The 14,007-nt window shown below is 65.8% G+C and carries 13 protein-coding genes; 1 reads left to right on the forward strand and 12 read right to left on the reverse strand.

The annotated features are described in order from the left end of the window. Nucleotides 1–22: 22 nt before the first annotated feature. The 9 genes from BoBH3_RS06530 to BoBH3_RS06570 form a co-directional block, all read right to left on the reverse strand. Entirely contained in the window at nt 23–1,264 is a 1,242-nt protein-coding gene (locus BoBH3_RS06530; protein ID WP_465247127.1) for a class I SAM-dependent methyltransferase, read from the reverse strand. A 230-nt stretch (nt 1,265–1,494) separates the two neighbouring features. Continuing rightward, on the reverse strand, nt 1,495–2,901 hold the full coding sequence (locus tag BoBH3_RS06535) for a TRAP transporter large permease (protein WP_262329962.1): 1,407 nt from the start codon (nt 2,899–2,901) through the stop codon (nt 1,495–1,497). Nucleotides 2,902–2,905: 4 nt separating this feature from the next. Next, on the reverse strand, nt 2,906–3,484 hold the full coding sequence (locus tag BoBH3_RS06540) for a TRAP transporter small permease (protein ID WP_262329963.1): 579 nt from the start codon (nt 3,482–3,484) through the stop codon (nt 2,906–2,908). 178 nt (nt 3,485–3,662) lie between these two features. Next, the gene (locus tag BoBH3_RS06545; RefSeq protein ID WP_262329964.1) at nt 3,663–4,637 is read right to left on the reverse strand and encodes a sialic acid TRAP transporter substrate-binding protein SiaP; all 975 of its coding nucleotides are present in this window, start codon (nt 4,635–4,637) and stop codon (nt 3,663–3,665) included. After that, entirely contained in the window at nt 4,637–5,431 is a 795-nt protein-coding gene (locus BoBH3_RS06550; RefSeq protein WP_262329965.1) for a FadR/GntR family transcriptional regulator, read from the reverse strand. Before BoBH3_RS06550 ends, BoBH3_RS06545 begins: the two co-directional genes overlap by 1 nt. 272 nt (nt 5,432–5,703) lie before the next feature. Further along, a complete protein-coding gene (locus BoBH3_RS06555) occupies nt 5,704–6,483 on the reverse strand; it encodes an ABC transporter ATP-binding protein (RefSeq protein ID WP_262329966.1) in 780 nt (259 codons plus the stop codon). Nucleotides 6,484–6,489: 6 nt separating this feature from the next. Continuing rightward, entirely contained in the window at nt 6,490–7,263 is a 774-nt protein-coding gene (locus BoBH3_RS06560; protein ID WP_262329967.1) for an ABC transporter permease, read from the reverse strand. Next, nucleotides 7,260–7,775, reverse strand: coding sequence for a mismatch-specific DNA-glycosylase (locus tag BoBH3_RS06565; RefSeq protein ID WP_262329968.1), 516 nt, complete (start codon nt 7,773–7,775; stop codon nt 7,260–7,262). The genes BoBH3_RS06560 and BoBH3_RS06565 overlap by 4 nt, the downstream gene beginning before the upstream one ends. Nucleotides 7,776–7,785: 10 nt before the next feature. Then, on the reverse strand, nt 7,786–8,733 hold the full coding sequence (locus BoBH3_RS06570) for an ABC transporter substrate-binding protein (protein WP_262330447.1): 948 nt from the start codon (nt 8,731–8,733) through the stop codon (nt 7,786–7,788). Nucleotides 8,734–8,985: 252 nt separating this feature from the next. Here BoBH3_RS06570 and BoBH3_RS06575 point away from each other — a divergent pair, with 252 nt between their 5' ends. Then, nucleotides 8,986–10,542 carry an acetolactate synthase large subunit gene (locus tag BoBH3_RS06575; RefSeq protein WP_262329969.1) on the forward strand — a complete coding sequence of 519 codons (1,557 nt, stop codon included), beginning with the start codon at nt 8,986–8,988 and terminating at the stop codon, nt 10,540–10,542. Nucleotides 10,543–10,707: 165 nt separating this feature from the next. Here BoBH3_RS06575 and BoBH3_RS06580 read toward each other — a convergent pair whose 3' ends face one another. The 3 genes from BoBH3_RS06580 to BoBH3_RS06590 all read right to left on the reverse strand — a co-directional run bounded on the left by BoBH3_RS06580 (nt 10,708) and on the right by BoBH3_RS06590 (nt 13,798). Further along, nucleotides 10,708–11,751, reverse strand: coding sequence for a histone deacetylase family protein (locus tag BoBH3_RS06580; RefSeq protein ID WP_262329970.1), 1,044 nt, complete (start codon nt 11,749–11,751; stop codon nt 10,708–10,710). Nucleotides 11,752–11,871: 120 nt separating this feature from the next. After that, on the reverse strand, nt 11,872–12,474 hold the full coding sequence (locus tag BoBH3_RS06585) for a TetR/AcrR family transcriptional regulator (RefSeq protein ID WP_262329971.1): 603 nt from the start codon (nt 12,472–12,474) through the stop codon (nt 11,872–11,874). A 148-nt stretch (nt 12,475–12,622) separates the two neighbouring features. Beyond that, entirely contained in the window at nt 12,623–13,798 is a 1,176-nt protein-coding gene (locus BoBH3_RS06590) for an acyl-CoA dehydrogenase family protein (RefSeq protein ID WP_262329972.1), read from the reverse strand. Nucleotides 13,799–14,007 lie beyond the last annotated feature (209 nt).

The raw sequence follows: 14,007 nt of genomic DNA on the forward strand, positions 1-14,007 counted from the left end.
GAATGACAATCGTGGAGCTTGCCTAAGCCTGCTCGCCAACTTTTGACGACGCTGGTTTCACCCCGAGCTCGCCCTCGCGCTCCCCGATATAACCACGCGTGACCGGCAGCCCGTCGAGCTTTCTGGCGAGCTGGAACTGGAACACCACCAGATCGTCGTGCCGGAAGCTCGCCTCGCAGGCCGCGAGATAGAATTCCCACATGCGGGCGAAGCGCTCATCATACATCGCCACCGCCTTGTCGCGCCGGGCGAGAAAGTTCTCGCGCCAGGCCTTCAGCGTCTCGGCGTAGTGGATGCGCAGCACCTCGACATCGGTGATGACCAGCTCTTCGAGCTCGATCGCCGCAGCAACCTCCGACATCGCTGGGATATAGCCGCCCGGGAAGATGTATTTGGCGATGAAGGGGTTCGTGGCGCCTGGCGGCGTCGAACGGCCGATGGTGTGGATCAGTGCGACGCCATCGTCGGTGAGCAGTTCGCGCACCTTGCGGAAGTAGTCGCGATAGTAGCCGACGCCGACATGCTCGAACATGCCGACGGAGACGATGCGATCGAACGGTTCGGTCAGGTGGCGATAATCCTGGAGCCGGAACTCGACCGGAAGGCCTGACTCCGCGCCGCGCTGCCTGGCGATGGCGAGTTGTTCTTCGGAGAGGGTGATGCCTGTGACAGAGGCGCCGGTCTCCCCGGCGATGGATAGCGCCATGCCGCCCCAGCCGCAGCCGATGTCGAGCACGCGCTGGCCGGGCCGGAGATCGAGCTTGCCCATGATATGGCGCTTCTTGGCGAGCTGAGCCTCTGCCAGCGACATGCCCGGCCGCGCGTAATACGCGCAGGAATACTGCATGTCCTCATCAAGGAAGAGGCGGAAGAAGTCGCTCTTGAGATCGTAGTGATGCGCCACGTTGCGCCTGGCGAGCGCCGGCGTGTTGTGCTGGTGGAAGCGCCTGATCGCGGTGCGCAAGCCGCCGAGCACCTTGCCCCAGCCCTTCGGCCGGGCCTTGTGCATTGCCGCGACCAGCACATCGAGCAGATCGTAGAGCGAGCCCTGCTCGACCACGACGCGCCCGTCCATCACGGCCTCGCCCAGGGCAAGCTCTGGATTGAGCGCGAGTTTCAGTTCCGTCGGCGCATCGAGAATCCGCATGCGCAAGCGCGGCGAAGCACCCTGCCCGATCGACTGATGCGTGCCATCGGGAAAGACGACATCAATGCGTGGCTCAATCGCGAGCCGAGACAACATCCTGGCTATCAGCGAATGCATTGGCCCCACCTTCGGCAGCGCCCCTTCTCGCCTCAAGATGGCAAGTCGCAGTGTGTTCGTAACGGTGTTCGCGCGCAAGGCAGCCCTTCACCCCTGGCATGACACCGCAGGAGAGGACTGTTTGTTGCGCGCTGACGTCATTGCGAGCGTAACGAAGCAATCCAGGAAGACGTAGAGCTCTGCCGCCTTGGCTTGCTTCGTCGCTTCGCTCCTCGCAATGACGGCCAGGATCAGCGCAGCATGCCCATCGTCCGGGGCAACCAGAGCGTCAGCTCCGGAATGAAGGTGATCGCGATCAGCGCCGCGAAAAGCGGCACCAGCCAGGGCAGGATCGCCATCGTCGTCTGCTCGACCGAGAGCTTGGCCACGCGCGACAGCACGAAGAGCACCATGCCGAGCGGCGGGTGCAGCAGCCCGATCATCAGGTTCAGCGTCATGATGAGGCCGAAATGGATCGGGTCGACGCCGAGCTTGAGCGCGATCGGCAGCAAGATCGGCACCACGATCGTGATGGCCGCGATGGTGTCGAGGAAGCAGCCAATGAAGAGCAGGAGCAGGTTCACCAGGATCAGGAAGACCCATTTGTTCTGGGTCAGGCCGAGGATCGCGTCGGAGAGGATCTGCGCCGTGTTCGACACCGTCAGCAGCCAGGCGAAGATCGAGGCAGCGGTGACAATGAAGAGCACCGAGGCGGTCGTCTCGATGGTGTCGAAGGTCGCCTTGGCAAGCGAGCGCATGGTCATCGAGCGATAGCGCACGAGGCCGAGGAACAGCGACCAGATCACGGCGGCCGCCGCGGCCTCGGTCGGGGTGAACCAGCCCATGGTCATGCCGCCGATCAGGATGACCGGCGTCATCAGCGCCATCACCGCCGAGAAGTCGAAGTAATAGTCGAGCGCCAGCAGCGCGGCGAGAGCAAGTCCGATCGCGACGTTCTCCGACAGCCCGGCCCAAACCATGAGATAGGCGAGGATCGGGAAGCCCATGACGACCATGACCTCGAGCCCGGCCGTGCCGATCTGCTTCAGCGAGAAGGGCGAATCCGAGCCCCAGTTGCGCAGCCGGGCGAAGATCGCGACGGTCGCCATCATGAACAGCGTCATCACCACGCCGGGGATGACGCCGCCGAGGAAGAGCGCGCCAATCGAGGTGTTGGCCATCATGCCGTAGATGACGAAGGGCAGCGAGGGCGGGATGATCGGCCCCAGCGTCGCCGAAGCCGCCGTGACGCCGACGGCGACATCCGTCGGATAGCCATGGTCCTTCATCGCCTTGATCTCGATGGTGCCGATGCCGGCAGCGTCCGCGATCGCGGTGCCGGACATGCCGGAGAAGATCACCGAGCCGATGATGTTGACCTGCGCGAGACCGCCGCGCATCCAGCCGACGAGCGCGACCGCGAAGGCATAGATGCGGCCGGTGACGCCGGCGATGTTCATCAGGTTGCCGGCGAGGATGAAGAACGGCACCGCCAGCAGCGGGAAGCTCTCGACGCCAGCGATCATGCGCTGCGCCATGATGACGTCCGGCACCGTGCCGCTCGCGATGATGTAGGCCAGCGAGGCGACCGCCATGGAGATGGCGACCGGCACGCCGAGGATCATCAGCCCAAGGAAGGATCCGACAAGAATAAGCATGGTTTCAGGCCTCCGATCCGTCGAAAGCGGCGGGGTTTTCGAGGACGGAGTAGCCACGACGCCAGTTCTGCCAGGCGACGATCACGGCGCGCAGCGTCATCAGGGCGAAGGCGGCGAGCACCGCGTTGAAGACGAGCGACTTCGGCAGGTCGACCGTGGTCATCATCTCGTCGGGGATGAGGGAAGCGTATTTCCAGACGAGCGAGGTGGCATAACCGAGGAAGCCGATGCGGATGATGTCGACGACCGTCGACAGAGCCCGGCCCGCCTGCTGCGGCAGGTAGCGATAGAGGAAGTCGACCTGGATATGGCGTGAGGCGCGCACGCAGAGCGAGGAGCCCATGAAGACGACGACGACCAGCGCGTAGATCGCGATCTCCTCGGTCCAGGCCAGACTGTTGTTGAGGACATAGCGCGTGAAGAACTGAGCCACGACGCAGGCGACCATCAGCCAGAAGATGGCGAGCGTCAGCCAGTCCTCCAGCCCGTAACCCGAAAGATCGGCGGGCGGCGGCGCCTCGTCGAAGACATGAGCGATCTCCTCGCTCGTCACCTGGGTATGGATTTCGGGTGTCGTCGTCATGGCATCGATCTTCCGGATTGGTCGGGGCGGTCGCGGGCCGTCATTGCGAGCGAAGCGAAGCAATCCAGGAGGATTGGGCTGAACCGGTCAGCCCTGCGGCCCCCAGATTGCTTCGTCGGCTTCGCCTCCTCGCAACGACGGCTCCGCCGTAGCGAGGAGGGATGAAGCCGGAGCAGGCTTACTTGACCGCCTGGATGCGCTCCCAGTCGGCCTTGCGGTAGCCGAACTGCTCGAAGGTGACATTCTTCTGCACGTTTGCGAGGAACTCCGCCTTGTCGACCTCGGTGACGCTCAGCCCCTTGTCCTTGAAGAACTGGACGAGCTTGACCTCATCGGCCTGGATCTTCTTCGTCGTGCGCTCCGCAGCTTCCAGCGCGACGTCGGAGAAGATCTTGCGCTCCTCAGGCGTGAGCTTGTCCCAGAGCTGCTTGGCGACGACCGTGTTGAGATGGTCGACGATGTGGCCAGTCAGGACGATGTGCTTCTGCACCTCGTAGAACTTCTTGGCCTCGATGGTGGTCAGCGGGTTCTCCTGCGCCTCGACCGTGCCGTTCTGCAGGGCAAGGTAGACTTCGGCGAAGGCGATCGGCGCTGTGTTGGCGCCGCAGGCGCGCGGCATGGCGAGATAGGCCGGCACGTCGGGCACGCGGATTTTCAGGCCCTTCATGTCGGCGCAAGACTTGATCGGCTTGTTCGAGGTGGTGTGGCGCGTGCCGTAATAGCTCACCGCCACGATCTGGTGGCCGCTCTTCTCCTGATAGCCCTTCACCATCTCCTTGAAGATGTCGCTCTTGGTGTAGGCGAGCAGGTGGTCGGGGCCGCGGAAGGTGAAGGGGTAATAGGTCACGCCGACCGGGGGGTAGGCGCGCGCGGCGAAGCTCGAGCCCGAGATGATGATGTCGACGGTGCCGAGCGTCAGGCCCTGGTTGATGTCGGTTTCCTTGCCGAGCTGCGAAGCCGGATAGACCGTGATCTCGTATTTGCCGTTGGTGCGCTTCTTGAACTCGTCGGCGGCCCAGACGGACTCGGTGTGGAAGGGCTCGGCGGTCTCGTAGACATGGGCCCATTTGAGCTTGGTCTGCGCCTGCGCGGGCGCTGCCAGCAGGCCGAGGCCGGCGGCCGCGAGCGCGGCGAGGGTAAGGGTCTTTTTCATCAGATGTCTCCCTGCTTGCGTTTCGATCCCAAGACGCGCCCGTTCTTTTCGATCGAGCCGGCCCGGGCACCGGACGGCTCGTTGCTGGTTCCTGCATCGCCGAAGCTCTGCGAGAAGCGTTCCTGTGATTTCTGCAGATGCCTGTGCATCGCCGCCTGCGCGCCGGGGCCGTCGCCGCGCGCCAGCGCGTCGCGGATGGCGCGATGCTCGGCTGTCGCGCTGCGCCAGGAGTCAGCGGTTTCGAAATGGCGGGCGAGCTGCCGGAAATAGGGACTGATGCGCTGGTCGAAGAGATCCCCGACGAAACGCACGAGCACGGCGTTGCGGAGGATGCCGGCAACCGCCGTATGGAAGGACCGATCGAGCGCGAGGATCTCGTCGCCGCGCCCGTCATAGGCGTCCATCTGCTGCAGAATCACGTCGAGCGCGGCGATGTCGGCTGGCTCGACCTGGGCCACCGCCTCGCCGCAGACCGCGCTCTCGATCAACTCGCGCGCCTTGAGGACCTCGAAGGGACCCTCCGGCGGGCTGCCGGGCCAGAGCCGGGCGATACCCCGCGGCGGCGGATCTACCACATAGACGCCCGAGCCCATGCGAATGCGGACCCGGCCCTCGACTTCGAGAGCGATCAGGGCCTCACGGACGGAGGGACGCGAGACGCCGAGCTTCTCGGCCAGCTCCCGTTCGGGCGGCAGCCGGCCGCCCGCCGGAAACTCGCCGCTCTCGATGAGATGGCGAAGCTGGTCGGCGATCTGACGATACAGACGTGGCGACTCGACAGCCTCGAGCGGCACGGACGGCTCCCTGGTTTCCTCGCATGACGCCAGTTCGAGCCGACGCCTTTGGCCATGTGGTCAGGCCAATTGAGTGCAACGAAACAAAGCTGCGACAATCTGTCAACTGGGGAGCTTCAGCAGCGATGTCGACAACCCAAGCCCTCATCCTGAGGAGCCGCGCAGCGGCGTCTCGAAGGATGGTCGAGGAGGCTCCGGAACCATCTGGACCATCCTTCGAGACGCGCTTCTACGAAGCGCTCCTCAGGATGAGGGCTGGTCTTTCATAGGGTTCACGCCGCGGTGGCGATGACTTCGGCGCGGATCTCCTCGACCAGCCGCTCCTTCAACGCCACGAACTCCGGGCTCGTCTTGATCGTGTAGGGGCGCGGATGCGGCAGGTTTACGGGGATGTCTGCCTTGATCCTGCCGGGACGCTTGCTCATCACCACCACGCGGGAGCCGACGAAGATCGCCTCCTCGATGTCGTGGGTGACGAAGAGCACCGTCTTGCGCTCCCGCTCCCAGATGCCGAGCAGCATCTCCTGCATCAGCGCGCGGGTCTGGTTGTCGAGCGCGCCGAAGGGCTCGTCGAGCAGCAGGATCTTGGGGTCGTTGGCAAGCGCGCGGGCGATGGCCGTGCGCTGCTGCATGCCGCCCGAGAGCTGCTTGGGAAAATGGTCGACGAAGCTGCCGAGCCCGACGCGCTCCGCCCAGTCGCGCGCGATCTTCAGCCGCTCGACTTCCGGAATCCCCTTCTCGCGGAGGCCGAAGGCGATGTTCTGCTGCACGGTGAGCCAGGGAAACAGCGTGTAGCTCTGGAAAACGAAGCCGCGATCGGCACCCGGCCCCTTCACGGGCGCGCCGTCAAGCAGGATGCGGCCCTCGCTCGCCGTCTCCAGCCCGCCGACGATGCGCAGCAGCGTGGACTTGCCGCAGCCGGAGGGGCCGAGGATGGCGATGAAATCGTTGTCGGCCACGCTGAGCGAGGTCGGCATCAGCGCCCGAGTCGGCTCGTTGCCATGGCGGGCCGGGAAGACCTTGCCGACATTCTCGATGAGAAGCTTGCTCATGGCCGTTTATGCCTGCGCCCAGGGGAAAAGGCGCTGGTTGACCGCCTTGAACAGGAAATCCGAGACGAGGCCGATCAGGCCGATCACGATGATGCCGAAGATGATCTGCCCGGTGTTCAGCAGCGCCTGGCTGTCGGTGATCATGTGGCCGATGCCGGAGGAGGAGCCGATCAGCTCGGCGACGATGACATAGGTCCAGGCCCAGCCGAGGACGAGGCGGAAGATCTCGGCGATCTCGGGGGCGGCGTTCGGCAGCATGACCCGGCGCACCACGGAGCGGTCGCTCGCGCCCAGCGTATAGGCGGCGTCGACGAGGTCCCGCCGGATCGAGCCGACCGAGACGGCGATCATCAGGATGAGCTGGAAGACCGAACCGATGAAGATGACGAGCAGCTTCTGCGTCTCGCCGATGCCGGCCCAGAGGATCAGCAGCGGGATGAAGGCCGAGGCCGGCAGGTAGCGCGCGAAGGAGACGAAGGGTTCGAGGAAGGCCTCGACCGGCTTGTAGGCGCCCATCAGGATGCCGAGCGGCAGGGCGACGATGGCGGCGAGGATGAAGCCGCCGACCACGCGCCAGATCGTCATCATGATGTCGAAGCTGAAGCCGTAGCGGACCATGAGGTTATAGCCCTCGCTGACCATGGTCAGCGGATCGGCCAGGAAGAGGCGCTGGACGAAGCCGCCGAAGGTCGCGACCGACCAGAGCGCCACGAAGAGCGCGAAGAAGGCTAGGCCGTAGCCGACACGGGCCGTCGTCGAGACGGGCTGCAGGGGTTTCATCGCGATGCGGTTCCGGTCACGGCCATGGCGAGTTGCTTCCAGGGTTCGATCGACCAGAAGCCGGCGGCGGCACCAGAGGTCGAGGGGAGTACATAGACGAGGGCGCCTGCGAGGTTCTCGGCCTGCCGGCCATAAGGCATCGTGGAAGGCTGCCGGCCGAGGACCGCCTGCGCCGCGCGCTTGCCGTTGAAAGCGATGAAGCGAGGCGAGAAACCCGCCATCCGCATCCGGAAGCCGGTGGCATCGAAATGGCTGCCGCGCAAGGCAGAATCCGGGCCGGAGGTCCGCTTGGCGACATCCGTGAGGCCGATGCCGTAACGCGGCAGCTCGCGGAACGCCTCCGGCGCCAGTCGCTCGGGCAAGAGCCCGACCTGATGCAGCACTGTCCAGAACTTGTTGCCCGGCCCGGCATAATAGGCGCCGCGCCGGGCCGAGGCCGCACCAGCCTGCGTGCCGCAGAAGACGACGCGCAGGCCGGGCTCGAGAACGTCCGGAAGGATGTCTTCCGTCACGGGCTCCGCGTCACTTGCCCGCGACGAACTTCGTCTCGACCAGCGCGGCGAGGTCGGGCTTGGCCTTGATCAGGCCGATCTCCAGCAGGAGGTCGGCAGCCTTGGCGGAGAAGGCCTGCCAGTCACCCGAGAAGAACTTCTTGTTCCCTTCCGCGTCGGACCAGCGCAGGAAGCCGGCGGACTTGCCGAACTGCTCGCCCGTCTGCTTCACGTCGGCGCCCATGATGCCGTAGGCCTTGGCCTGATCGGCCTTGATCATGTCCAGCGCCTCGAAATAGCTCTTCGTCAGCGCCGCCGCGGCCTTTTCGTCGGCGAGGAAAGCCGGCGTGCAGCCGAAGGTGTCCATCACCATCGGGTAGTCGAGCGTGGTGGCGATGATCTTGCCGGCGTCCGGCTTATCGCGCACGGCCGAGAGATAAGGCTCGTAGGTCATGGCGGCGTCGTTCTGGCCGGCGATGAAGGCCTGGGCAGCCGGGCCCGGCTCCATGTTGACGACGTTGACGTCCTTCACGCTCATGCCGTTCTCCTTGAGGAACCAGGCGAGCGCGAAATAGGGCGAGGTTCCGGGCGCGGAGGCCGCGACCGTCTTGCCCTTGAGGTCCTTGATCGAGCCGGTGGCCGAGCGCACGGCCATGCCGTCCGCGCCATAGCTCTTGTCGAGCTGGAAAATCTGCTTGGTCTTCACGCCGGCCGCGTCCCAGACGATCCAGGTCTCGACCGTCGTCGCCGCGCACTGGATGTCGCCGGAGGCAATGGCGAGATGGCGGTCCTTCTGCGGGATCTTCTTGATCGTCACGTCGAGGCCGTTTTTGGCGAAGATCCCAGCCTCCTTGGCGAGCGTCAGCGGCGCAAAACCGGTCCAGCCCGAGATGCCGATATTGACCTTGGTCTGCGCCTGGGCACCGCCCGCCGCCAGAAGCGCCGCGAGGCCGAGAGCCGCCGCACCGATGCGCTGGATTGCTGCCATGTTGGAAACCCTTCCCCTGTTCTGCCGGCGGCATGTTCCGCACGGCGCCTGAACGGCGCCATGGCAGGAGCGATGCAACCTTCGTTCCAGATCAGGTTAAATGCATATGCAAAACCGTCAAGCAGACGATCACCGGAACGAGGGTCAGCCATGACGTTCTGTCGTTTGACAGGGCGCGAGTAATTCCTTCCCTTCCTTGCCGCGGGCTAGGACGCCCTTGTCTTTTCGAATCGAGGTTTTGGGATGAACGGCGCCGACCGTCTTTGCGACACTCTTCTGATCAACGGCGTCGATACGTGCTTCGCCAACCCTGGCACCTCGGAGATGCATTTCGTCGCGGCGCTCGACCGCAAGCCGCAGATGCGCTGCGTGCTCGGCCTGTTCGAGGGCGTGGTGACGGGTGCGGCTGACGGCTATGCGCGCATGGCCGACAAACCTGCCGCCACGCTGCTGCATTGCGGGCCGGGCATGGCGAATGCGCTCGCCAACATGCACAATGCGAGGCGCGCCTGGACGCCGATGATCAACGTCGTCGGCGACCACGCGACCTATCACCTGCAGCATGACGCGCCGCTGACCAGCGACATCGAAAGCCTGGCGCATCCGATGTCGCATTTCGTCCGCCGCATCGGCTCGGCCGAGGATGTCGGCCCGGCGATCGAGGAAGCCTATGTCGCCTCGCTGACGCTGCCCGGCGTCACCACCGTGATCCTGCCCGCCGACTGCGCCTGGAACAGCATCGAGCCCGCAGCGCTGAAACCCGTGACGCTGCCGGCGCTGAAGACGGTCGATGCCGGCACGATCCGTGAGGTCGCTGCCGGCCTGCGCAAGCATGGCGCGCGCGCCGCCATCATGCTGACGGGCCTCGCCTTGCGCGAGAAGCCGATGGAGATGGCCGCCCGCGTCTGCGCCGCGACCGGCGCGAAGATCTTCAGCCAGATGTCGAACGGCCGCATCCAGCGCGGCGCCGGCCGGGTGGCGATGCACAAGATCCACTACCCGATCGACAAGGCGCTCGAGCAGCTCAAGGACGTGGATTATCTCGTTCTCGTCGGCGCGCAGGTCCCTGTCGGCTTCTTCGCCTATCCCGGCAAGCCCGGCCGCCTCGTCCATGATGGCTGCGAGGTCGCAACGCTGGCCAAGCCCGGCGACGACCTGCCCGCCACCATCGACGCGCTCGCCGACGAGATCGGCGCAGCCAAGACAGCGCCGGCCTATATCGCCCCGCCGCGGAAGGAGCAGGCTTCGCTGCCGACCGGCACCCTCGATGCAGACAAGGTCTGCGCCATCGTCTCCACCCTGCTGCCGGAGAATTGCATCGTCTGCGACGAATCCGTCTCCTCCGGCCGGATGTTCTACTTCGATTGCCATAGCGCGCCGCAGCACGACTATATCCAGCTGACCGGCGGCGCCATCGGCGAGGGCATCCCGCTCGCCACCGGCGCGGCCGTGGCCTGCCCCGACCGCAAGGTCATCAGCATGCAGGCCGACGGCTCGGGCATGTACACCGTACAGGGGCTCTGGACGCAGGCGCGCGAGAAGCTCGACATCGTCACCGTCATCTTCGCCAACCGCACCTACCAGATCCTGCATGGCGAAATGCGCGCCGTCGGCGTCAACGATTTCGGCCGCAACGCGACGCAGATGCTCAACATCGACGAGCCGGCGCTGGATTGGGTGCTGATGGCGCGCGGCATGGGCGTGGAAGCCGCCCGCGCCACGACGGCCGAGGAGTTCGCCAGCCTGTTCAAGGCGGCGCTGAGCCGGAAGGGGCCGTTCCTGATCGAGGCGGCGATCTGAGGCTTGCGTCGAGCGGCGCTGAAGGGCGTCATCCCGCACGCGCTGCGGCACGAAGTGCTGCGGCGCAGATGCGGGATCGTCTTCAGAAAAGAGCGCCCTCTCGTCGCGCGGTCCCGTGTCTGCGCCGCGGCACTTCGTGCCGCAGCGCGCACGGGATGACAGGCGCTACTTGAACCCGCCTAGGAACGCATCGAGGCAGTCGCCGATCGCCTCGATGGCGTAGCCGCCTTCCTGCACCACCAGGGTCGGCAGGCCGAAGGCCTTCACCTTCTTACCGATCGTGCCGAAATCCGAGGCTTCGAGCTTGAGGACGCCGATGGGGTCGTCCTTATGGGCGTCGTAGCCCAGCGCCACGACCAGCGCCTCGGCGCCGAAATCGCGGATCGCCTTGCCGGCTGCATCGACCGCCGCGTCCATCGCGGCGCCGCCCGCCCCATGGGCCAGCGGCAGGTTGAGGTTGAAGCCCTCGCCCGGCCCGTTGCCGCGTTCATCGGCATAGCCGGTGAAGAAGGGATAGTAATCCGTCGGATCGGCATGGACCGAGATCGTCAGCACGTCGTCGCGGCGATAGAAGATCTGCTGCGTGCCGTCGCCGTGATGGGCATCGACGTCGAGGATCGCGACCTTGCCGAATTTCGAGCGCAGGCGCTGGGCCGCCACCGCCGTGTTGTTGATGTAGCAGAAGCCGGACGCGCGATCGGCGCGGGCATGGTGACCAGAGGGGCGGCAGAGCGCATAGACAGCGCTCTCGCCGGCCAGCACCGCATCGGCAGCAGAAACCGCTGTCTCGGCCGAGCGCAGGGTCGACTGCCAGCAATGCTCGCCGACCGGCACCGACAGGTCCCCGAGATACCAGCCGGCCTGCCCCATCAGCCCTGTCGGGCGGCAGGGCGGGCGGACGGATTCGTCGGTGCGGCCGCTCCAGTAGGGAAAGGTGTTCGCCCAGGCCTCGGGTCCGCGCTCGGCCGGCAGCTTCTGCCAGCGGTCCCACACCGTCTCGAGGAAATGGACGAAGCCGGCATCGTGAATCTTCAGGATCGGATCGGTGCCGTGGGCAGCCGGGCGCTCGGGCGCGATGCCGTGCTTGGCCAGCGCGCCGAGCAGTCGCTCCGTGCGCTCCGGCAGATCCTTGGGCGCAACGACCTTCCCGAAGCGCATATATTGCTGCGGGTCATGAAGCGCCTGATCGGGGTGGTAGAAGGCACGCATCGGCAGGGGAATCCTTTGGCAGAGCCGCTCGGGAGCGACGATAACGCCGCCATCGTAACAAGCTGACGGCGCATCGCCAGTCGTTCCGTGCCACCCGCCCTTGCGTCTGGGACGTTGCCTTCAGGCGTGGGCGGGCGAGAGCAGCGCGGCGAATTCCCGCGCCAGCGCATCGATCTCGAAGCGCCCCGGCCGATACCAGTCGGTCGAGCCGTTGAGCGCGCCGAGCAGGAAGAGGCGCAACGCGTCCGGCGCGCGCTCGGCCGGCAGTGCCCCGGCCTGCTGCAATTCGGCGATCAGCGCGCGCCAGACATCCTCATAGGCACGGCGCACGGCCCGCACGCTCTCCGGCGGCGTCACCGCGCCGAAGGTGAAGACCTTGATGCTGGCAGAGGTGTAGTCGCCATGACCATGAAGGGCGGCGAGATGGGCGCGGATCGCCGCCTCCAGCCGCTCGCGCGGCGCGGCGCCTTGCGTCTCTGTGAGCGCGACGACGACAGCCTGATGGACGAACCGCACGCCGTCATTGACCACCTCCTCGACGATCTCCTCCTTCGAGGCGAAGTGGTAATAGAGGCTCGCCTTGCGGATGCCGACGGCCTCGGCGATCTCGCGCAGCGTGGTCTGATGATAGCCGCCATTGCGGAGCAGGCGCGCGGCGTGGTCGAGAATGAGGCGGCGCGAGCCGGTTTCGGCAGCTGCCCGCACAACCGAGGCTTCACTCATAGGGTGTCATCCCGTGCGCGCTGCGGCGCGAAGCGCTGCCGCGCAGACACGGGACCGCGAGCAGAACAAGGCGCCTCTTCCGGAAGACGATCCCGCATCTGCGCAGCAGCACTGCGCGCTGCAGCGCGTGCGGGATGACGCCGATCACTCACAGCCGCTTCGCCACCTCTTCCAGCATCACCTCGGTGGCGCCGCCGCCGATGGACTGGACGCGGGCGTCGCGGGTCATGCGCTCGATCGCGCTTTCGCGCATGTAGCCCATGCCGCCATGGAACTGCAGGCAGTCATACATCACCTCGTTGACCAGCTCGCCGCAGTAGGCCTTCACCATCGAGACCTCGCGGGTGGCGTCGAAGCCCTGCGCATCGAGCCAGGCAGCGTGGTAGACGAGCTGGCGGCCGGCCTCGACCTTGCCCGCCAATTCGGCGAGGCGCTGGCGGATCGCCTGCTTCTCCCAGAGCGGCGCACCGAAGGCCTTGCGCGTCTTCACATAATCCAGCGTCAGGTCGATCGCCGCCTGCGACTCGCCGATCGCCATGGCGCCGATCACGGTGCGCTCGTTCTGGAAGTTGCTCATGATCGCGTAGAAGCCGCGCCCCTCCTGCCCCAGCAGGTTCTCGGCCGGCACGCGGCAATCGACGAAGGAGAGCTCTGCCGTATCGGAGGAGCGCCAGCCATGCTTGTCGAGCGCGCGCGAGACGGAGAAGCCGGGCGTGCCCTTCTCGACGAGGAAGATCGAGACGGACTGCGAGGGCCGGCCCTGCGGGTCGGTCTTGGCGGCGACGCAGTAGAGATCGGCATGGACGCCGTTTGTGATGAACATCTTGGCGCCGTTGAGGACGTAATGATCGCCCTCGCGCCGGGCCGTGGTCCGGATACCCTTCACGTCCGAGCCGGCATCGGGCTCGGTGACAGCGACCGCGACGATCTTCTCGCCTGCGATGATGCCGGGCAGGTACTTGTCCTTCTGGGCCGGGCTGCCGGCATTGGCGATGTGGACCGAGGCCATGTCGGTGTGGACGAGCGCGGTGATCGCGACGCCGGAAAAGGTCGAGCGGCCGAGCTCCTCCGCCAGAACGACGGTCGCCATCGTGTCCATTTCGGAGCCGCCATATTCGGCGGGGTAGCGGATGCCGAAGAAGCCGAGCGCGCCCATCTTGCGGAGCACTTCGCGCGGAACGAAGCCGTCCTCCTCCCATTTCAGCGCATGGGGCTTGATCTCGCTCTCGACGAAGCGTCGGACCTGATCGCGCAGCGCCTCGTGCTCCTCGGTGAAATAGGGCGAGCGGCGGGCTCCTTCACTGAGCTTCTCGACGGCCGACATGGCTTTCTCCCTGCTTGACCGCTGCGTCGCGATCTGACTACCTACCGGACGGTAGGTGAATGAGGTGGCGAGATCAAGACTGCCTTTGTCACCCACCAGCCCTCATCCTGAGGAGCGCCGAAGGCGCGTCTCGAAGGATGGTCCAGGAGGCTCCGGAGCAAACTGGAGCATCCTTCGAGACGCCGCGTTCCGCGGCTCCTCAGGATGAG

It is taken from the genome of Allobosea sp. BH3 (genome assembly GCF_025499465.1).
Taxonomy (GTDB): domain Bacteria; phylum Pseudomonadota; class Alphaproteobacteria; order Rhizobiales; family Beijerinckiaceae; genus Allobosea.

What these genes read in the sequence shown, in the direction of transcription:
- BoBH3_RS06530 (WP_465247127.1), bottom strand. Translation starts at nt 1,264, where the DNA reads ATGCATTCGCTGATAGCCAGGATGTTGTCTCGGCTCGCGATTGAGCCA.
- BoBH3_RS06535 (WP_262329962.1), bottom strand. Translation starts at nt 2,901, where the DNA reads ATGCTTATTCTTGTCGGATCCTTCCTTGGGCTGATGATCCTCGGCGTG.
- BoBH3_RS06540 (WP_262329963.1), bottom strand. Translation starts at nt 3,484, where the DNA reads ATGACGACGACACCCGAAATCCATACCCAGGTGACGAGCGAGGAGATC.
- BoBH3_RS06545 (WP_262329964.1), bottom strand. Translation starts at nt 4,637, where the DNA reads ATGAAAAAGACCCTTACCCTCGCCGCGCTCGCGGCCGCCGGCCTCGGC.
- BoBH3_RS06555 (WP_262329966.1), bottom strand. Translation starts at nt 6,483, where the DNA reads ATGAGCAAGCTTCTCATCGAGAATGTCGGCAAGGTCTTCCCGGCCCGC.
- BoBH3_RS06560 (WP_262329967.1), bottom strand. Translation starts at nt 7,263, where the DNA reads ATGAAACCCCTGCAGCCCGTCTCGACGACGGCCCGTGTCGGCTACGGC.
- BoBH3_RS06575 (WP_262329969.1), top strand. Translation starts at nt 8,986, where the DNA reads ATGAACGGCGCCGACCGTCTTTGCGACACTCTTCTGATCAACGGCGTC.
- BoBH3_RS06580 (WP_262329970.1), bottom strand. Translation starts at nt 11,751, where the DNA reads ATGCGTGCCTTCTACCACCCCGATCAGGCGCTTCATGACCCGCAGCAA.
- BoBH3_RS06585 (WP_262329971.1), bottom strand. Translation starts at nt 12,474, where the DNA reads ATGAGTGAAGCCTCGGTTGTGCGGGCAGCTGCCGAAACCGGCTCGCGC.
- BoBH3_RS06590 (WP_262329972.1), bottom strand. Translation starts at nt 13,798, where the DNA reads ATGTCGGCCGTCGAGAAGCTCAGTGAAGGAGCCCGCCGCTCGCCCTAT.